Source organism: Halobacillus sp. ABH2_015, assembly GCF_056158945.1.
Genome location: NZ_JBSWUG010000003.1, coordinates 1 through 20390, shown reverse-complemented (window position 1 = coordinate 20390; position 20390 = coordinate 1). Strand labels below are relative to the sequence as shown.

19 protein-coding genes are annotated in these 20390 nt (G+C 37.1%); 6 read left to right on the top strand and 13 right to left on the bottom strand.

Annotated features, from left to right (window positions below; all coding sequences use genetic code 11):
* Positions 1–214: 214 nt before the first annotated feature.
* The 4 genes from ACXAD6_RS19970 to ACXAD6_RS19955 form a co-directional block, all read right to left on the bottom strand.
* Positions 215–1039 (bottom strand): ArdC family protein, encoded by an 825-nt coding sequence (locus ACXAD6_RS19970; protein ID WP_474970495.1) that lies wholly within the window; start codon positions 1037–1039, stop codon positions 215–217.
* 615 nt (positions 1040–1654) lie between these two features.
* Positions 1655–4246 carry a DEAD/DEAH box helicase family protein gene (locus tag ACXAD6_RS19965; protein ID WP_474970494.1) on the bottom strand — a complete coding sequence of 864 codons (2592 nt, stop codon included), beginning with the start codon at positions 4244–4246 and terminating at the stop codon, positions 1655–1657.
* The gene (locus tag ACXAD6_RS19960; RefSeq protein ID WP_474970493.1) at positions 4239–6119 is read right to left on the bottom strand and encodes a DNA methyltransferase; all 1881 of its coding nucleotides are present in this window, start codon (positions 6117–6119) and stop codon (positions 4239–4241) included. The genes ACXAD6_RS19965 and ACXAD6_RS19960 overlap by 8 nt, the downstream gene beginning before the upstream one ends.
* Complete coding sequence (locus ACXAD6_RS19955; RefSeq protein WP_474970492.1) at positions 6088–6717, bottom strand: recombinase family protein; 630 nt, start codon at positions 6715–6717, stop codon at positions 6088–6090. Before ACXAD6_RS19955 ends, ACXAD6_RS19960 begins: the two co-directional genes overlap by 32 nt.
* Positions 6718–6964: 247 nt before the next feature.
* Here ACXAD6_RS19955 and ACXAD6_RS19950 point away from each other — a divergent pair, with 247 nt between their 5' ends.
* Entirely contained in the window at positions 6965–7189 is a 225-nt protein-coding gene (locus tag ACXAD6_RS19950) for a hypothetical protein (protein ID WP_474970491.1), read from the top strand.
* A 229-nt stretch (positions 7190–7418) separates the two neighbouring features.
* Here the strand turns inward: ACXAD6_RS19950 and ACXAD6_RS19945 are convergent, their stop codons facing one another.
* Entirely contained in the window at positions 7419–8099 is a 681-nt protein-coding gene (locus ACXAD6_RS19945; RefSeq protein ID WP_474970490.1) for a peptidoglycan recognition protein family protein, read from the bottom strand.
* An 11-nt stretch (positions 8100–8110) separates the two neighbouring features.
* Entirely contained in the window at positions 8111–8320 is a 210-nt protein-coding gene (locus tag ACXAD6_RS19940) for a YvrJ family protein (protein ID WP_474970489.1), read from the bottom strand.
* Between the two features lie 126 nt (positions 8321–8446).
* Between ACXAD6_RS19940 and ACXAD6_RS19935 the strand changes: the two genes are divergently transcribed.
* The 5 genes from ACXAD6_RS19935 to ACXAD6_RS19915 all read left to right on the top strand — a co-directional run bounded on the left by ACXAD6_RS19935 (position 8447) and on the right by ACXAD6_RS19915 (position 12270).
* Positions 8447–9031 (top strand): hypothetical protein, encoded by a 585-nt coding sequence (locus ACXAD6_RS19935; RefSeq protein WP_474970488.1) that lies wholly within the window; start codon positions 8447–8449, stop codon positions 9029–9031.
* The gene (locus ACXAD6_RS19930) at positions 9028–9231 is read left to right on the top strand and encodes a hypothetical protein (protein ID WP_474970487.1); all 204 of its coding nucleotides are present in this window, start codon (positions 9028–9030) and stop codon (positions 9229–9231) included. The genes ACXAD6_RS19935 and ACXAD6_RS19930 overlap by 4 nt, the downstream gene beginning before the upstream one ends.
* Positions 9232–9288: 57 nt before the next feature.
* Positions 9289–10572, top strand: coding sequence for a peptidoglycan-binding domain-containing protein (locus tag ACXAD6_RS19925; RefSeq protein ID WP_474970486.1), 1284 nt, complete (start codon positions 9289–9291; stop codon positions 10570–10572).
* 665 nt (positions 10573–11237) lie between these two features.
* On the top strand, positions 11238–11858 hold the full coding sequence (locus tag ACXAD6_RS19920; protein WP_474970485.1) for a MerR family transcriptional regulator: 621 nt from the start codon (positions 11238–11240) through the stop codon (positions 11856–11858).
* A gap of 16 nt (positions 11859–11874) precedes the next feature.
* Positions 11875–12270 (top strand): YhjD family protein, encoded by a 396-nt coding sequence (locus ACXAD6_RS19915; protein WP_474970484.1) that lies wholly within the window; start codon positions 11875–11877, stop codon positions 12268–12270.
* 96 nt (positions 12271–12366) lie between these two features.
* Here the strand turns inward: ACXAD6_RS19915 and ACXAD6_RS19910 are convergent, their stop codons facing one another.
* The 7 genes from ACXAD6_RS19910 to ACXAD6_RS19880 all read right to left on the bottom strand — a co-directional run.
* Positions 12367–12582 carry a hypothetical protein gene (locus ACXAD6_RS19910; RefSeq protein ID WP_474970483.1) on the bottom strand — a complete coding sequence of 72 codons (216 nt, stop codon included), beginning with the start codon at positions 12580–12582 and terminating at the stop codon, positions 12367–12369.
* Between the two features lie 1705 nt (positions 12583–14287).
* The gene (locus ACXAD6_RS19905; protein ID WP_474970482.1) at positions 14288–14560 is read right to left on the bottom strand and encodes an AbrB/MazE/SpoVT family DNA-binding domain-containing protein; all 273 of its coding nucleotides are present in this window, start codon (positions 14558–14560) and stop codon (positions 14288–14290) included.
* Between the two features lie 22 nt (positions 14561–14582).
* Positions 14583–15149: a hypothetical protein gene (locus tag ACXAD6_RS19900; protein WP_474970481.1), complete on the bottom strand. Its 567-nt coding sequence runs from the start codon at positions 15147–15149 to the stop codon at positions 14583–14585.
* On the bottom strand, positions 15149–16243 hold the full coding sequence (locus ACXAD6_RS19895; RefSeq protein WP_474970480.1) for a lysozyme family protein: 1095 nt from the start codon (positions 16241–16243) through the stop codon (positions 15149–15151). The genes ACXAD6_RS19900 and ACXAD6_RS19895 overlap by 1 nt, the downstream gene beginning before the upstream one ends.
* 21 nt (positions 16244–16264) lie before the next feature.
* A complete protein-coding gene (locus tag ACXAD6_RS19890) occupies positions 16265–18472 on the bottom strand; it encodes a CD3337/EF1877 family mobilome membrane protein (RefSeq protein ID WP_474970479.1) in 2208 nt (735 codons plus the stop codon).
* Between the two features lie 13 nt (positions 18473–18485).
* Positions 18486–18836, bottom strand: a complete 351-nt coding sequence (locus tag ACXAD6_RS19885) for a hypothetical protein (RefSeq protein ID WP_474970478.1) — start codon at positions 18834–18836, stop codon at positions 18486–18488.
* Positions 18837–18848: 12 nt separating this feature from the next.
* A partial coding sequence (locus ACXAD6_RS19880) for an ATP-binding protein (protein ID WP_474970477.1) occupies positions 18849–20390 on the bottom strand: 1542 nt, incomplete at its 5' end.

Genomic DNA, 20390 nt, shown 5'->3' with positions numbered 1-20390 from the left:
TCTCTCCTTATCGAGATATTAGCGTGAACTTTGAGGTGGAAATCCCCCCCAAAAAATGAAAGTCCGGTAGGACACGCAAAATCCTATATCCATGCTATCTCACACCTTTAAAAACGCTCCAAAAACACTAAGCGTTATTAAAAAATAAAACGTTCTTAAAGCGTTTTATGAAGTTTAAATCCCCCCTGTATGAGTTATCATACAGGGGATTTTTTTATGAAAATTCCACCCCTAAAATACGATCACTGGCCTTTTGTGCTTTCTGAGAAGCATTTACGATCAGTTTTTTATCTTCTCTCAATTTGTTTAACCATGATTGAATATAAGCTGCGCTGTTATCTATGGTGTGAACTTCAATTCCAGTTACGCCGCAAAGCATGGAAGCTCCTAACTCTGCTATTAGTTCTTCCTTACTGTACCTTTCACTTCCGAAACTGATTTTTCCTGTTACTCCTTTACGATCCAACCGTTCCTTATGACCTGTGCTGTGAACCATTTCATGAAAAAGGGTGCTGTAAAATTCATGAACATCTTCAAAATCTTCTTTAGGTTGAACATTCACTCGATCTTCAAAAGGGACATAATAAGCTCGGCCACTTCTAAAACTGAAAGATGGACCATTGAAGTATTCTTCTTTGATCTTTTCAGCTTCTTCTATAGGATCATGCTCATATGTGTGATGACTCATTTTAGTCTCTAATCCTTCCACCTGAGTACCTACATTAAAAACACGATAGTATCTGAGAAAAGGGATCTTTCTTTCTTCATCTGTATCTTCATCTTCCACTTTAAGCATCTTCCAGAAAACAACAATATGCGATTTCTCTCCTTTTTTGACTTTCCCTCCGGCTTCCTTGATCTGCTTGAAAGTTGCGTATTCTCCACCGTCTAAAAGCATTGTATTTATCCCACGATAAGGTTTTTCAGTTTTCCAATTCACTGCAACGCCGTTCTCCCAAGGCTTCTTCCAAGGAATGACCCCTTCCTCCAGCTTTTCAATGATTTGATCTGTAATCATTTCATAAATTTTTTTACTCATGGTTTTCCTCCTTATTTTTCCTTTGGGCTGAAACTCCGAAACGAAGTGAGTTCCCCAAAGGGGATTATTTTTCCCTTTTGCTATGGAGAACGTGACAACTCCTTATAGGAAGCCGTCAATAAGACCATGGAATACCGAAACGGAGTGGAGGCTATGCCGTGAAAGTTTATTGATGGCTTCCTAATCTTCTTAGTTTCCAATGGGGAAAGGCTTACGGTTCCTGCCCCATTGGAGACTTAGAAGATTCAAGGACGTTGTACGATTCGGAGTGCAAAAGGAAAAATAACCAAAATAAAAAAGCAGGCGTTGGCCTGCTTTCCACTCTGATATCGATATTGATTTCCGGTTCGTGCGGTGCGGCCAAAGGCAAATAGATCAGGAACCTACGGAATGTAGGCGAAGGATGAGCCTTACAGTCCGTGGTTATCGATCTATTTAGTACCGCAGCGATACGTACAGAATGACAGGAAGTGTTTTTTGCTTCCTGATCAGTCTGTAGTATCACCGCCCAAAAGCTCTTTGACCTTCGATTTTTACCTTATTAAAGTGTATCTCCTTCTAGAGGTAATGAAAAAGAACCCTTAATATGAAGGGTTCTTTTTCATTACTTTTCAATTACACAGGCGATAAATTAAATAAAGTCTCATTAAAATTTTCGCGGAAATCCTGTTTTAAATTTTTATCATTAGAATAAAACTTCACACCAAGAAGCCTTACTTCTTCATTCTCCGTTAAAACCTCAACATCGGTTCTCGAAGATAAAGAGGTCAAGAAATCTTCTTTCCACTGGTCCTGTAACCGTAGATGATCTCCCTTTGGCTCAAGAAAAATCTGATACGTATATTCCTCATCCTGAAGATAAAGAAGAAAATCAGGCATAAATCCACGAGTGCCATTAATTTCAACAATCTTCACTTTACGTTCATTTCTTATCAAAAATACTTCCTGATATTTTTCTTTCAGATGCTCAATGTAATCATTAATGAAATCAATGAAAGAACTTTCCAAATTATTAACGATCGCTTTATCATAGATATACCAATGGTTTTCACGCATACTTCTTGGCTGGACGGCTTCATTAATGCTAGATATTTTTGTATTCACCTTATTTAGTTCAATGTAATAATCGTTGATCAAGTCTGGCATAGAGACCCCTTCAAAAACAGGCGTTCCACGTTCTTTCATGTAATTAGAACGAATTTTTTTCTCTACATAATCCATGTATTTCTCAACCATCTTGAGTTTTGCTAAAGGTTTTAAATGCTCCATCTCAACTTCCAAAGGAAGAGAAACATAAAAGGTGAGATTACCCAAAAATGAAGGACTTTCAATAAAATCTTTCATACTCGTTAAAGCAGGGACATAGTGTTTAAAATTCTCGAAGTGGAAGAAAGGATTTCTTTGAATTGCCTTCTGAATAAACTTTCGTTCCACGACCCACGTTCGTTCATGCTTCTGTCCTGTGATGATCCGTTGTTTTTTCTTGCCATAATGTTGTTCAACCGTTACTTCATAAGGTATTTCATAATCAGTCGTCACGTTATATTGCTTTAAGGATTTGTAATCATCAGCTGTCGTCTTTACCAGCTTATTGATATAGATTTTCCCGTTTTTGAAAATCGGGTGTTTCTTAAACGAAGGTTTTACCTTGGCTTCTAAACGATCGTATTCATCTTCTTTGACTTGAATACTCGCAGACTCCAGGGACTTCTCTAAGTTCTTGATATACGCATTATCATTAATAGTGTGGTAATGAAGACTTTCAATCACTTTCAAATCGGTCTGCTGTCGATCAAACCTGCGTGTGTACGAACGTTCCCCCTTATATTCAAAGGGTTGATACCTAGCTCCTCGGCCGATCAGTTGAGCTTCACTATCCGTCGTGTTTTTTGTCGAACTAGCACCTTCACTGATTCGCACGATATCAAATAGATTCAATACGTCCCAACCTTCATTTAGCTTGGCCACCGCAAAAATCGCACGAATCGGATTGTTTTGATCCTCCAGTGTATTTAATAACAAAGCGTTATCTTCTGAAAGGAAAGCTTTGTCATTGGCGTTAAGAATCGTTTCTTCTGTGAAATCCCATTGTAAATCACGGATCACCTCTTCAAGAGGTTGTTCCTTGTAATACTGGAACATTTTGCTCCAAATACTGTTCTCATGCTTATAAACCGAATAGCCAAGGTCAATGACTCGTGATAACTCTTGAAGACTTAACCCTTGTACCATACTTAAAAGCTTCTCGTTTGCTGTCAAAGATGTAGCAATCTTATTAGATTTAAACAAGATAATGGGCTTTAATTGAACGCCTTGTTCTTTCCCCACATATTTACGGTATTGGCTTAAAAGGATACCATTTAACATTTTATTGTCGTCTTCTTCGTCTGCACGAAGTAATACAACGTTCTTCGAGTAACCATCTTCCATAAAGCGACGTAAATCATATTGATACACAATCTTATCTTTATATTTATCGAACAATACATCTTGATTTAAATTGACCGTAGCTGTATATTCCAATAAACGGTTCGATGGATGAAGTCGTAATAAGCTGCTAATGGTATTTTCCCATGTCTTCTCTTCAGCTTCTTTAGTATTTAACCTTCGTTTGTCTCTTCTCGTCCAAGCGTTGATATGGTGAGCTTCATCTGCTAGTAAGACCAGTTTCGTATTTTCCAAGGACTCATACGTCAACGAGTCTTCTTTTGGTTCTGTTAGATCTCCATGAAGCTTTTGTATGGTTGTTAATTTTAAATAAATGGTATTTGGATCAGGAAAAGCCGGAAATACATCCACGACTCGAATAGAAATGCATTGACCATCAATGACAATGCCTTCCTTCCTGAACAAATACTTCGAAGATTGATCATTTGTTAAATTATCATAGGTCTTTCGAATAATTGCATCGCTATTCACAAAGAAAATAAAGTTTTGTTGGTCCTGCTCCTTAAAAAGGTACAGAATGGTTGCAGCTAACACAAGCGTTTTTCCAGACCCGGTAGCCATATGAAACAGGAGATGGTTGAATGACAAGTCTGCACTATCTAATCTTTGAGTATAAATCAGTTGGCGTAAGGCTTGTTCTTGGTATCCTCTTAATGAATGACTTAAATTATCCTTGATATAATCAGCAACCTCTGGAGGGGTAACAAATAAGGAATTGAACTGGTCTTCTATTCTTCGATGAAGGATTTCATTACTCATGAGCAACACCTTCTTTTTTATAGAAGGAATGGTTAAAAGCTTTCACCGAATCAGAGATACCATATTGACAGTCTTCAATTTCCGAATAATTAAGGTACAGCTGATTCATATCCAGCACCTGAATGAGTATATCCTTCTGTTCCTTTAAAGATAATTCTTTAAAGTCCGCATTTTCCGCAGTTACTTTTTCTAAATCCACTTTAAAATTCAAATAAGCTGCTTCTTTCATCTTCTCAAGAACGTTTTGTAATTCATCGATGTTTTGACATGATTGAATGTCACGAAGAAATTCTTCGTTTAAGCTATACAATTCTGCATAAACAAAGCTTCCTCCACCTTGCCATTCAACATCCTTTGAAATGCCCCCTTGTTCCCCTGCTACAACTTTTTGAAGACGTGGAACAGAAACAGTTTCAATATAATCCATTTGTTCAATTCCAATAAATTGACGATTCATTTTCATTGCTACTGATGCAGTTGTACCTGATCCCATAAAAAAATCTAGAACAATATCATTTTCATCCGTGCTTAAATGTATGATTCTTTGTAAAAGTTTTTCAGGTTTCGGAGTTGAAAATTGATCCACATCTTCAATTGCATTAACTTCTCTTCGAGCACCTTGATTATTACCAACTTCTGATTGCTTCCATATTGTTTTGGCAGTAATACCGCCTTTAACGTCAGATAAAAACTTTTTCAACCTTGGAACATTGTCTCCGTTTTTTCCAAACCAGATCCTATTATCAGAAATTAACTCATCCATTCTATCTTTTGATGTGTTCCAGCACCTTCCTTTGGGAGGATTAACGATTCTACCACTCGGTGTTTGGATGGGGTAATCATACTCCTTAGAATAAGTCTTAACAGTTAAATCACTAGAAGTCCAAGAGCCCCTTGGATCATTATCAGCGTTTTTATACCTCTTATCCATTTCTTCTGTTCTAGGGAGAAGATTTGGACGCCATATCTCTTTATTTTTAGCAAATACCATTATATGATCATGGCTATCAGATAACCATGTGGCATCATTTTGGGGCGAAAACTTTTTTTCCCATATTACATTACTAACAAAGTTATTCCTTCCAAAAATTTCATCACAGAGAACTTTTAGATAATGAGCTTCATCATCGTCTGCAGAAATCCAAATGGCACCGTCTTTTGAGAGTAATTCCTTAGCTATTTCTAAACGTGATTTCATGAAAGTTAACCACGTAGAATGATTGAAACGGTCATTATATTTAAAACTATCTCCCCCAGTATTATATGGAGGGTCTATGTAAATTAACTTTATTCCCCCTGAATATCTACCTGTTAATGAATTTAAGGCAATGAGATTGTTTCCTTTCATAATTAAATTATCTGTATCCCGTAACCCTTCAATTTTAAAACTATCATGTGCATCATATTTCTTTATGTCCGTAAGTACCTTTTTAGTTAACAATGTGTCTATCTCTTCTTTTGCAATCACATTATGGTAGTAAATTTCTTTTTTACCAATTTCCTCTTTTGTCATCCCGCCTTCCAAAACAGAATCTTTGTGTGGGAAATCTAATACCACGTCCGTGTTGTACTTCAAATACTTTCCTCCACTTGTAAGGCCAATTTCATTTGTATATTTTGTGTAGCTGTCATCCCAATAATTTTTATAGCGAAGCATACTAATAAAATCTTCTGTTTTAAAAACCACTCCCGATTTCAATTGCAGTGAGTACGTGGTTTTCAACATTTCATTCGATAAAAGTGCCTCAATAATTGTTTCGTTATAAGACCTAATGTCTTCGATTAACCTATTTTTGAGAAGTGTTTTCTCTTCCCAGTATTCAGGAAAATCAGTTAACACCTTATGTATTTCTTGTAATAGTTTCGTTTCCATGAATTTCTTCCTCTCCAGCTGCTACCTCTATCTCAGATTGAATTTTATACACCGTATTTCGAGACAACCCTGTTTTTCTATGTATATTCATTACAGATTCCTTTTCTTTTAACAATCGAATAACTTCATCATAGATGATTTTATCTTTACCAGTTGCTCCTTTATGGTAACGTTTCTTTCCCCCCTTGAATACGCCTTTCGCCTTAGCTATTTCAATTCCTTCTTGTTGTCGTTCTTTAATCATCTTTCGTTCAAATTCTGCTGTTGCAGAAAATATTGAAACAATTAAATCACTATATGGATTATCTTCGCGAGTATCTATACGTTCTTTCAAGGTCACAAGTCCGGCCTGTTTTTCACGTAATTCCTGAATCACCTGTAAGATATGAATTTGCGATCGACCAAAGCGAGTTAAGTCATGGCAGACCACCACATCATTTTTCCGTATATGTTGCAAAAGTTTTTCAAATTCCTGTCTTACTATAACACCACTTTGTTTTTCAACTACGATATCTTCACAACCATAAGCTTCTAACTCCTTCAATTGGCGATCCAAGTTTTGTTCACTCGAACTTACTCTGGCGTAACCAAATATCATAAAATCCCCCCTTCGCATTTGAACAACCCTGATTGAACATTATATGTCTTGATATTACAGGGTTTTCATTTGTTTGTACAGAGTGTACTTAAAATGAACAAACATCAAAAAATCACACCTTTAGACAACTTCCTAATTAAAACCAATGGTATAATATTCCTAATAGAAAACGAAAGAGTTGGGAGATGAAAGAAACCATTATTGCTGCTGCTATAGGTGCCGTTATTGGATTTTTCCTAGGTTTTTCTTGGTTAATAAGAATAAGAAGGACAATCCAGAACTCTTAAAAATATTTCAAATGATTGAAAATGGAGAATTAAAGGAACCTCTTGGTTTTGGCGTTTCAAAAGTACCAGATGAGTTTAATAAATTACTTAAGAAAATCGCTGTAGAAAATCACCAAAAAAAGTTGGATACTTTAAACCAACTTGAAAGGTTCGACCCTAACAAATACACCAACAAAAATAACTGATAATCTGTTACACGACGATAATTCCAGTGTTTTTTTATGTCAAAGAAAATAATGCTAGTGGAGTCTTAAGGTTGTAAACCCGCATTTTTCTAACTTGACTCCTACAAGGAGAAGATTCGTCTCTTTTTTTACTTAATACCATGAACGCTCTGTTCAAAGATCCGAAAGTAAAAGGAAACCCTTGACTACAATGTGGTCAAGGGTTTCCTTTTTATATTCTCTATGAAAATTACTCGATTAGTCGCACATAATCTGTGTTTCCTGTAATATACAATCCACTTTTTAATTGGTACATTTTATATCCATCTACCCACAATTCCTCTTTTATCGTAAAGACTTCTTCTTCACTTACTATCATATATTTTGCGTCCCAATTAGGTTGATCGTAAACCCACAAGGAAGAAACTTCCACAATCAAACGTTTTCCTGAAATTGAGGATGGATCATCTGATTGAATGCGATCCTTAAAAGCCTCCCAATTATTAAGCAAACGATCGGGACAATTTTTTCCGGTCCACTTTTTATGAGTAACTACATTAGAGTTAGAGACATTGAGACTTTCTTTTAATAATTGAATCAGCTCAATAGCTTTCTCTTTTGTTTTAGAAAAAGATCCATCTTCGTTTACACAAAGTTCAATACCTATTGACCGAGCATTCCCTTCGCTACCTGCATGCCAACCTATTTCATTGGTAGGTAAGTGCTGGATGATCTGCTTATCATCTACTGTATAGTGCCAAGAAACTTGGCGCTCTTGAGCGTCTTTCCCTTTGACGTAGATCGCATGCATCTCAGCGTCGGCGCCTGTGTTTATATTAGCTGTTTCGTGAATGGTGATATGTGTTGCATTTAGATGGTCTCCTGGACGATTTGTATTCGTGACGGGAATTAGATCTTGTTTGATTTCCATATAGTACCCTCCTATTTTTTCTTTTCAAGCACGTTCTCCAGAATGCGTATAGCTGTAGTTAGGCTATCTATTCTCTTTTCAAATCTAGTTAATAGATATATAGCTACCAAGGTAGGAAAACCATAATTACCTAGTAATACTGCCCAATCTGGTAAATTCTCCATATCTACTTCCCCCTTACTTACATTAGAAAGATATAAAAGCCTAATTAAATCAACCAATGCTTGTATAAATGTGGCAAAATTTGTAGTAAAATAATTAAAACGAGAACATTTGTTCGTATAATTGGTTGATGTTCGTTCTGTTTTTCTTCTTTATATAGTAGTTGCATGATAAGGAGGGCTTTTATGGTGAAGAAAAAACAGGAGAATATCCTTCAACCTTTTCATAGAGAAAATTTCCAATTTTTTTCGGATCCCTTGATCCAATCATTTATGAGTGAAGAGGATAATGAAGAACTATTTAGGAAATCCGTTTATGAAAATAACCTTGAAGCGTCTCATATTCTGGATCAACGCTTTCAGGAATTTTATTTAAAGGTTCGATTGATTCATTACACAGATAAATTAGCTCGTTTATACGTAAAATCCTATGGTGAAAAACGGAGGAAACTTTATTCAGAGTTAACGTTCGACACATCTATTCAAGATGGTCCTGAAGGGAAGGTATCAATTAGAGATCTGTATCCTCATCCTCAGCTCCATCTTATAGATGAGGCTACACGCTCTATTGAAGATATTTTACCCACAAAAAAAATGGTCCAGATCTATAAGTCATTTAGTAAACAAAAACAAATGGTTCTATACCTATGGGTTTATTTTCAGTTATCCATTAAAGAAATCGCAGAAACACTTTATTGTTCCCCCCAAAATGTTTCCAAGCTAAAAGATAAAGCATTAAACCAATTACGAGAAGGAAGTGACTGTCATTGAATAAGAATAAAATTATCATGGAAGTATTAGACGGAATGAATATGCGAATAGAAAAAGGAGCAAAGGGCACGGGTTTTCAGGATAGAGAAGATTTAAAGCAAGATATCCATATGCGCCTTGTTAAGGTTGCTCATGAAATGGATATTATATCCTTCTGGACGTTTAAACGGAACTTCGAGAAAAAAACTAATAGTGGTTGAAAAAATACTATTACTTCTTCTTTTATAAATAGACCAACAAAAAAGGAGAGATTTTAAATGAACATTGATAACCAATCAATTAACTCGAAAGCTGCTACAAGATGGATCGAGATGGTCCAAAAACAACTCATTCGTGAAAATCCGAGCGCACTACCTGAATATGGTGTGGATGGATCTTATGGTCCTGAAACTGTAGAATGGGTAGAAAAATTTCAAAGCCGTAAAGGTCTTGTCGTTGATGGAAATGCGGGGCCGAACACGTTATCAACTTTACGTTCCGCTATCGCTTTACTTCCAGGCATGACGGGCAGGGGTATCGAACTGCTCCAAAAGGATTTGCTGTATTTCTACATTCAACAGAGTACAGTCGATGGGAGCTATGGTCCGGCAACAGAACAAGGTGTGAGAGATTTCCAATTAATTAATGACCTAGTAGTCGATGGAAATGCAGGTCCGAGCACTCTCAAGACTATGGACGAGTATATTACCACTCTCTTAATTCAACGCGGAGATAATGGTAGTCACGTACGACGTATTCAAAATCAATTGAATGAACAAGAGGAAGTCTCAATTTCCATTGCTGTAGATGGTAATTATGGACCTGGTACGGAGTCTGCAGTAGAAAAGTTTCAAAATGCAACAGATCAAAAAGTTGATGGAATGGTAGGCCCTTTCACCATGAATCTACTGGATTTAGAAGCAACTCATCCTCTCTCAGAGGATGATCTTGAAGACTTTTTCGCTTCAAAGGGTTTTTCTAGTAAAGAGGTTAGTAAAGTTGAAGCTAACAAATATGTTGAAATCCTAGAAAGTAACTCTGTATATAAAGAAGTTTTATCAGAAAGTAACAAAACCATAGTTGACCCTTTCGTAGTAGAAGTTTTTAGAGATAGTACAGGATTGGCTACAATTTTTGGCCCCTTAGAAAGTAATGAAACCACAGTTATTTTTGCAACCGTCGCTCTGGAATCTAATGAGGTTTATTCTATCGGCGTAATTGAAGTCGAGGGAACACCTTATGATGCCCTAATCACATTGACTGTATATGATAGTGAGGGTACACAAATAGGTGGGTTAGAAGAGACCTTTCTAGAACTATCTAATGAAGAAGTTCTTCTGCAAACTGCATTTAGTGAAGGATGGGAGGAAGCACAACAAGTTCAAGCAATGGGAATTGACCTTACATCTTGTCCTGCCTTAGCGGGGATGGGAGCAACCGTGGCCAATTCAGCGGCAGTTTCAGCTGGCGCTTTGCTAGCCGGTGGAACAGCACCAGGTATTGTGATCCTTGTAGGAGGAGCGGTATTGACTCAAGTATTTGATGAATATTTTTGTGATTAAAGAAGGGGCTTTTTAGCCCCTTCTTCTGTTTTTTTTAATATTTGACAGGGAAACACTTTATTTAGGAGGGATTGTTATGAAGAAGGAGACTTTAATAAAAGTCATTGGTATTCCTATTCTTGTATATTTGTTCATTTCATTGTATGAAGTAATTTTTTATAATGATATGAGCTTGTCTGGTAAAATAGTTTTTATTATATCAACTACCATTTTGTTATATGTCATGTACTTAACAAACTTTTTTAGAAAACATAATAGAAACTAATCATACGGTGCTATTTTGGTTTCCAGGGTAACAATGAAAAAATAGGAAAACGCATGTTGAGCAAAATTTGACAAAAGAGACAATTTCCCGAACGGTAAGAGCAGTCCGTTCTTCTCTTTTCACATTCAAAGGACGCAATAAAACGCAAAAAACCACCTCTAAGTATAGGGGTGGTTTTTTACGTTTTTCATTGGATACCAAGAGCAAAACACGATCGTAATAGCTGTGGACCTTCCTATATTCCATTTTATGGACAGTGGTTTTCTTCAAGAAAAAAACAACCGCCTTAAGGCGAATGGATCGGTAAAAATAACGTCAAAGCTAGTCATAAAATAGAGAAAGATTTATCTTGCTGTTTCTGTTCTACGTTGGTACGTTTAATTAAAGAGGTGAATGCGTTATGAACGTGAACCAAAACTTTGGTTTTTTTGCTAAAGATGTTGCTCTAAAGCTTGATATTAAGCCCAGCACTTTAAGACAATGGGCGTTAGCACTAGAAGAAAAAGGCTATGAATTTCAAAGGAATGAAAAGGACCAACGCATTTATTATGATCGAGATATTAGCATGTTCTTTGAGTTGAAGAAATTGATCGAAAAGAAGAGAAATCGCCAAGACGCTATAAATGCTATTGCAAAGCTGTATAAGGATCGAGAAAACGCTGAAAAGACACTAAGCGTTATTGAAGAAAAACCCGTTCATAACACGTTTTCTAAAGAAGATATACAAGTGCTTATTGATGAAGCTGTCGAAAGGGCATATCTAAAAGGAAAAGAAGATGGAAAGCATGAATCACAAGTGCTCATTAAAAAATTGGACGAGCGCCTGGAAGCCCGGGATCGTCATTTGCTTGATGGCATTAATAAGAGGATCGAAAAGTTTTTAGTGGCTCCATTAGAAAGTGCAGCTGCTAAAGAAAAAGACGAAGGTCTGAATGAAATGGATAAAAAACTAACGAAAGTATTGAATGATCTTGAGGAAATGAGAAGAGAACGCAAAGGTTGGAAGTTCTGGAAGTGGTGATCATTCGACTAAAAAAATGAAGGTGAAACTGTTGGACCAAACAATTAAGAAACTGTTAATTAAAGCTGTTATTTTGCCTTTTGTGCTGAGGGTCTTTCAAAACGATAAGAAGCTTTTTGAAGATTTTAAGATGAAGAATGTGTATTTAGATAAATTAGACGTGATGATCGGATCCGTTCAAAACGATCTAAGTCATGTTAAACAACAAATGTATTCAGTCCATCATGTAGACATTACTTTACTACGACATGATGAAGGAATTTCCCGCTACCAATGGAAAGCCGGAAACCAAACCGGTCGGATGGAATTTACTTCTGCTCAACTTAAGGAACAAACACAGAAGTGTATGGAAGAGTATCTTTATGGATCGCATGCTAAACCTTATGAACCTCAACGCCGATCTTGGTATTAATTAAAAATATAGCTTGGTTCTTAGCTTTAGTACATGATATTGTTGACTATAATAAGGAGGCCCCTCTCTTTAAAAAGAGAAGGGCTGAAATCTTCATCATGAACTCTGGTTTGCTTTGAGTTCCTTTAGTTCTTTTGCCATGGCGCAATGTCGTCTTACCCCAAAGACTGATATTACTACAAGGATCAGGACAACTGCAAAGCCATTCGTAAACAACGTTGATTCAGTTCCAATTAACATCCCCGTTAATTGGCCGATGAACATGGCTAGATGTGGAACCAGAGTGACCAATAATGCTTGGATGATGGTCATTTTCTCATCTCCTAACTTAAATTTATTTATATCAGGTACGGCAATACCTGGTACAAACACGATGAAGATACTCGGACACTCTTACTATGGAGTGTCTTTTTTCTTGCTGTGGTAATTATAACTAATTTTGGTTTGCTTCATGGAAAAAAATCTATTTAATTACATCAGAATCTAATTTTCCTAAACGACTACTCTGTTTGATACACTTATTGTTGTACAATCTCCCTACTACTTACACAATATTCTCTTAAAAATCAGACCAAATTCTATAAAAAATTTAAAAGCCTAACAAGTCTATAAATCCATCCATAAAACCTCCCTCTCTCTATAAGGGTGGATAGTACGGCCAAAACCCCCATAAATAAGCTTTCTCCACTACAATAAGAGGTGGAAAAAATTGAACAAAAAAAAGCAGCCCATTAAGGGCCGCCTTCTTCCCGGTTTAAATATTCTTCATAATTGGGGTAGCGTCAGGAAAATGCAGATATACAACGTTAAGCAAATTAGAAAATCGGTTCCTTTACAACGTTTAGGAACCGATTTTCTGATTTAGTTTATTAAGCTAAAGCCCCCGTTTCCGTAAGACTTGGTTTTGAGTCGTCGTACTAACTTTCAACAAAGATACCTGTTAGTTAAAAGAAATTAATTTTCACATTTCACTTAATCCAGATATTAAAAACCATATGAAAACGATAATTAAAGATAAAGCTATGGTCAGTGTGCCTAGAAAAGTAAAACGTTTCTCAAGTAAAAATTTCAATGAAACAAAAATACCGATTATCGGTATTCCTAACCATACGATGTCCTGTACTATCTCATTTCTAGAACCTATGTATCCAAGCAAATTAGTTAAAAACATAACAAACCATATGATTTGCAGAACTAATACACTTTGAATCAATAATTTGCTTTTTACCAATTAGTTCACCACTACTTTCTAATTCACCTTTTATCTTTGAGACTTTTAACTTCACTTTCCAGACGCTCCACTTTTCGCTTCAAATCTCTATTAGGTTCAGCAACTTTACTCCCTAATATGACCAAAAGCCCAATTAGTGCAATTATCCCCCCCCCAACGGCAACCGCAACAACTACCACAAGGTCTAAGATAACTACCACTCCTAAAAAGTGTTTTAATCCATATACGAATGAGTACATAAATCGTTTCAAAACTGGGTATTATCTCGAAACTGAGTCTTCCAGAAAACTGCCCTTTAGCGAAAGACTCAGTTTCGAGATAAAGCAAATAAATTATAGTGTTGCAACACTATATCTTAGCGTTGTAAATCCGCATTTTCCTGACGCTCCCCCTAATTAATGATGTGACCAAGCGTGTATTCGGCAGTTTGTCCATCCTGTCCGTTTTGGAACAAAATATCGTCAATCACATCCACATGTAACTCACTACCAAGTGCTTCCTTAATCACATCACCAATATCCACATTTGCTATGATGCCGTCTACAAGGTCATCAAGATTGATTCCTAATTTTTCTGCTTGGACCCAGGTCAGGAAAATGCGAATTTACAACGTTATGGTACTATCTTTTTGGTATATTGGAATTTTCGATGTTTCTCACATCCTCTGTGTTGCATCGAAATAAACTCTTTCGGGGTATCGTCCATTTCAATGCAACTGAGAACATGTGAGATTACTTCTTTTTAACACCCGCACTCGAATTTTTAGGCTATGGTTTATTTTAAGGGCTAGTAATTAAGATCTTCTAACTGATCATTCAAAACCTTGATTCCTTTAGGACTTAAAGTTATTCCCCCAGCTAATTCAACATTATCCTCCCTGATTTCCCCAGTTATGGCACAAGCTTTTAGGTGTTGATACTTACGTAAAATAACTTTGTCATCTTCTACAAAGATTTCTAATGGATCTTTATCTTCTATTCCTAAAGTCCTTCTGATCTCCTTTGGAACAACAATTCTCCCGAGATGATCGACCTTACGTACAATGCCCGTACTTTTCATCTAAACACTCCTATTTCAGTATTTATAAAGGTTCAGATTGGATTTGTTTAAACTCATTGATTAACCAACGTTCTCCTTCTTTCTGAAGAAAAACTTCGATCGTTACATAACTGTCGTTTTCTTTCTTATTTTTTGTATTTGTAACCTCTTGCTCAAAAGTAACAAAAGCGCTGGCTTCTTCTTCTTTTTGATCAACATAAGAATGAATTTCATCGACAGCATACTCATACATCACCGTATATTCATCATCTTCTGGAAAGATTTCATTAAGCATGGACTGGGTTAAGACTGTTTCTGCTTGTCCTTTTCGATCTTGATAGTTCCCTTCTTGAACTTCAAAAACGGATTCCACAAAGATTTCAACTGAGTCTTGAATTTTCTGGTCGGAAGAACCTTCATTTACTTCCGTCTTCTCTTGATTAGTTTCTTCTAAAAAACTAATCTGATTATCTTTCTTTTCAATCTGTTGTTCTAAGCTGTCAATCTGTTGGGCCTGATCGTCAATAGTGCGAAAACCAAACCAAGTCAGGACCGCAAAACCTATCCCAATAACTAAGACAATCGTTTTTAATACCATATCCTTCTTCATTATGATTCTCCTAAACCAAAGAATTGAGCCGGGTTCATATGTCCATCCCATAAGGAGGTTTTCATTTCTAAATGGAGGTGAGGACCTGTACTAGACCCTGTTGTACCACACACACCGACTTTCTGACCTTGTTTTACCGTATCACCCACATCAACGCTTAAAGAAGATAAATGAGCGTATGCGGAGATTAACTGGTCTCCATGCTGAATCATAACTAAATTCCCGTAACCTGCTGCTCCTTGAAACTGGGAATAAACAACCTTACCTGATTGTGCGGCGTAAATAGGTGTTACGCTCCCAACACAAGCAAAATCTATGCCTGTGTGCATTTTATATTCTCCTGATAACGGATGGTATCTCATGCCATATTCACTTGTAGTATCCAAGGCCCCCTGAATCGGGATAGCAAATTCACCGTTACCATCCACCGCTACCGCATAGTCGTAGTAGCGTAAAACATTATCAACGTAATAAACATCACCGTAACAGGCCCCCTCGGGAAGCATTTCCGGATGAATACAAGAATAATTTCCTGTATGCTTCAACTCTTGATATTTCATAGCTGAAAAATCAATTGCTAACTCCTGGCTGTAGCTCCCGCCATGGTCCATTACATAATCAATAAATCCACCGCCAAAATTATAACTCTGTAAAGCTAACTTTATATCTCCATCAGCACGTTCAATTACACCGGAAAAATATTTAACACCTTGCTCAATGGATAAATCAGGGTCATCAATACAACCGACGGCTCCACAAAGGCTTTCAGAAGCTTGCATAGGATCATTCCCACGTCCACCGGACTCTTGCATCATGAGCGCAAGAATAACCCCTACATGCTCTTCTACACCGTATTCTGATGCGTATTTCTCCACATCCGGCTTATAGGACAAGACTTCCGAACTTAAATTTATAGCTTGTCCTCCTTCAATTCCGGTATCACTATCTGTGGAACCTCCTAGAATGGCTAAAATCATAAAGATAACCCCGAATATAAGGCCACAAAACAAAAGGATAGGAAGGATGATTTTAAGGAAAATAGCTAAAGCAGCTGCTTGTGCTTTACGTTTCGCATATTGTTTAACCAATTCCATTATCTAGACCTTCCTTTCCTATTAGTGATCATTATCATGCAGTAACGATGATCTGTTTAACCGGCCTTCTTTATTTAAGCGTGCGGAAGAGTTATTCTTAATCTTCGATTGATTCCGGTCTGCATTTTGTGTTTCAGCTGTTCCATTATTTAGCTGTCCCTCATTAAATTGTTTCCTTTTATAAGGACTCCGGCCTGTATGTCTGCTTTGATTTTTTTTCTTCACTGATTGGGTTTGATTTTGATTGTTCTTTATATTGCTAGATTGTGAGTTTTGACGATTATATGAAGTAGGTTGGCTATGATTTTCCTTTCCGGATTTCCCATTAGAAGGTGATTGTTTACTTTGGGTGTTATTATCTGACTTCCTGCCGGGGTTCGGTGATGATTGTTTGGTCTGCTTGTTTTGATTATTGGATGAAACAGCTTGAAGCTGTGACGAATCTTGAAGATTCTGTTTAGCAACCCTTGGGTTCCTCATGGACCTTTCATTAGAACGGTGAATAGGTGTAACGTTACCATTAGAAGATTGTTCAGTTTGTTGAATATTGCTTTGAACAACATTCTGCTGTTTATCCTTCTGAACGGCAGTTTCTTGTCTATTACTCTGTCCATAATCCTTCTGATCTTTACTGTGGTAAGGTCTTTCTTGATTAGGACTTTCACCATATTGAGTATTTTTGATGTGTTCTTTGGCCTGTTGCATTTTACCGCCTAATTTCTGACCAATTCGACCTGATTTAGCAGAAGCATATTGTCCCGCTTTATCGTACATACTAGATGACTTTTGAGCGATGGATTTAGATGCCTTTCCTGTTCCTACAACGCCTTTTTTAGCAACTTTTCCACCTTTCTTTGTTCCGGCTAATGCTTTTTGTCCACCTTTTTTAGTGTGAGCAGCACCCTTTCCAAATCTGCGCATACCCTGGCGGCCCATACCTTCACCTACTCCCATACCTGCAAGGGATGGTGTAGCACCATTCAACATGTCGATCATGAATTGACGTTTCATATACATGAAGATGATCGAAATACTGAAAATGGTCTGGATGAAAATTCGATAGTAAATATCGTCTGACATGTTTACCATTTCATAACTTAATGTGATGAAACTGGTGGAAACCAGTACAAGAAAAACTGTTATGGCTTTAAAGATCACTAGCATAAAAGTTCCTTTTAGATATTGGTTCACAAGTCCCTCAAAAGTCGGGAAAATGCTCATGAAGAGGATAAACGGTACTAACAGCAACACAAAGACAAAAGCAAACTGTAACATGATTCTCATTAGAGCTAGGAAAAAGAATACAATCGCCTGAATAATGGTTGAAAAGATGGTCCCCATTATATAGGCGGAAATTTTAAAGGCATTTCCGGCAAAGATATTTTCATTTTGAATTTCATTAAATTCTCGTTCCGCTATGTCCTGTCTTAATTCCATTCCATCTTCTGTAGCTGGGTTAGCTTTCAAGTATTCCTCAATCCTTGATTCTTCTCCGTTCAAACTTCCTTCATCATTAATGTTTTTTTCATTTGTCGTACCATATTGGAGTAGTAAATAGGGTTTATACAGTAAAGCATCAAATGCTTTATTCTCGACCTCTACAGAAACTTGTTGGCCAATGTTTCCATCTTCGGCCACTTCATAGTTAGTCGAATCCGTAAGGGAAGGATTCACCTGCATAACAGCATTTTCAAAGCTGACAGAAATACCATGAGCAAGATCCACATAGTTGAATTTTTCACTTGAAATTGAGAATAGTAAAGCCATGCTGATGACTACAAGAGTCACAATTTTAAAGAAGGCTTGCCAATTTTGTTGGATATACGCTCGAATGACCACTCCAAAGCAAGCTATTGCGAAGGCAAACATACCTAAGTTTGTAATCAATGCTCCTGCCGTTCCCGATGCAATTTCCATTATTGAATCTTTAGTGAGTTCAACTATATCTAGGGAAAACATCTGGAAAATGATCATTAATGTAATTTGAGTAATTACAATGTTGATCTGCCATAAGAAATTTTTAATACTGGAAACTGCAGCTGTTCCTGTTTTATCAACCCATTCATACCAACTATCATCAGCATAGGTCATCAGATCATAACGAGATTCCCCATATTCTTGTGATTCACGTTGTTCTTCTCCATCATCGGCAAAGACAAACTCTTCCGTTGAGGGAATGAACATTAGAAGGAACGTGAATAACAAGAGGAAACTCACTTTTTTCTTCAAAGAATCACCCCTCTTAGTCAACAGTGATACAACGGTCCTCCACTGGATCTAAACGACTTGTGCTGTATCCTGTTTCATACTCACTCGTCATTGACAACTCTCTTTTATATTCACCATCTGTAGTCTGCCAATGAACAATGTATTGTCCACTAAACCCTTGCTCTTCTTTGCCACTTTCAACAGCTTCACATACTTTAATGACTTCTATATCTTCTTTTTCATATCCAGCATCCTCAATAACGTTTTGGCCAACTGCTTCTGCAGCAATAGCATTTTCTGTTTTTTCCAAATCAAGCTCTAATTTATTCCCGCCGCAGGCGGTTAGGAGAACCGCCATAACGGAGAGAGTAATGATTTTCTTCACACCATCAGCTCCTTAACTATAAACTTCTTCATATTCAACAGCTTTTTCAGATCGATTAGTCGTTTTGAAAGCTTCAAACCATTCGTCAAACAGAATATCAATGGCAATGGCTTGGTTTCTTGCAAAGTGATCTTGAAATAAGCACATGCCCGGTTTCAAACTACTCACGACACTTCGATTCTCTTCGTTTTCCTCCATATCGAAGAAGTTTAGAATCGGATTAATGGCTTCATCAGATTTGGGTCTAAAGGCGAATTTCACGCCTATTTGTTCTTTTGTAGTGCTGACATTGAAATCATCATAAGCTTGGGTCACAAGAACAATATCTGTCTTTAGGGACCGTCCTGTTCGTAACATTTCATCAATAAGTTCCTGGCCATCAGAAGAACGTTTTAATGTCCATGCTTCATCAAAGATGATTTGAGCATCTTCTTGCTCATTTGTAGAGAACGTATGAACATACTTCGATATGGACATCATCAAGCAAAGACCTATACGCTCTTCATCATTCATGTTGTCGGAACTTGGGAGCTTCAATCCCTGCAATCCAAGGACATTGATCTGTCGCTTAAAATCAAGACCTTGGGAGCCTTTCTCTCCGAATACCATTCGACCTAAGCCATATTTAAACTTACTGATATATTTTCCTAACGTATCATCCTTCTCTTTAATACGCTCAACCACTCCAGTAAGAGTAGGGAAATCAGAATCGTTCATCTCATCTAAAATCGAATCATAAATGTGAACTGATTCATTTCGAGAACCTGATACTGACACTTCCGCAAGCGTGTTTAAGATCATCATAGCTGTTTGGATAGCCTTATCACCTTCAAGGAATACAAGGGGATCAAGAGCACCCGCAAACTCACTACTTTCGGACAAATGAATAAAATTGATACGCTCATAAAGGTTGCGAAACTCGGGAATATCACCATAAGTTTCCAAAGCATCTTTGTAGTAATTTTGAAATTCATTCTTCGGGTCTACATATAAAACTTTGGTTCCAAAGAAGGTGGACCACGTAAAGAAGTTTTTAACTAACATGGTTTTTCCGCTACCCGGCGGTCCAGTTATCAGAATGTTTCCGTTCGTATGAACAGCACCTTTGATCGCTTTTTTAGTAAGTGTAGGGTTGAAAACCACAATGTTGTTGTTAATGTCTCTGGATTGCTCAACGCTGCTTAATTTTTTACCAGTTACAACCTTTCCGAGAACCATGCCGAAACGGTTTCCAATCTTATTTGTTACGTCCATAGAGGACTGAGCCAAATAAGTTTCATCGACGACTTGCTCAAAGTAATTGTAATTAGTAAAAGATGCTGGCAAGGATTGAGAGAACAACGTTAACTGATCAACAAGAGGACGAGTTAGTTTAAATCCTGTATTTTTGAATATCGTTTGCAGTGCTTGGTATTTATTTTCAAGAGTTTCTTTATCCCGATCTGAAATAACAAGCGTGAATGTCATAAATAACAGCTGTCGATCAGCATTTTTCACATCGTCCAATAAATCTCCCATGCGTTCAGAAGCTAGATCCACTACAGTATCTTCATC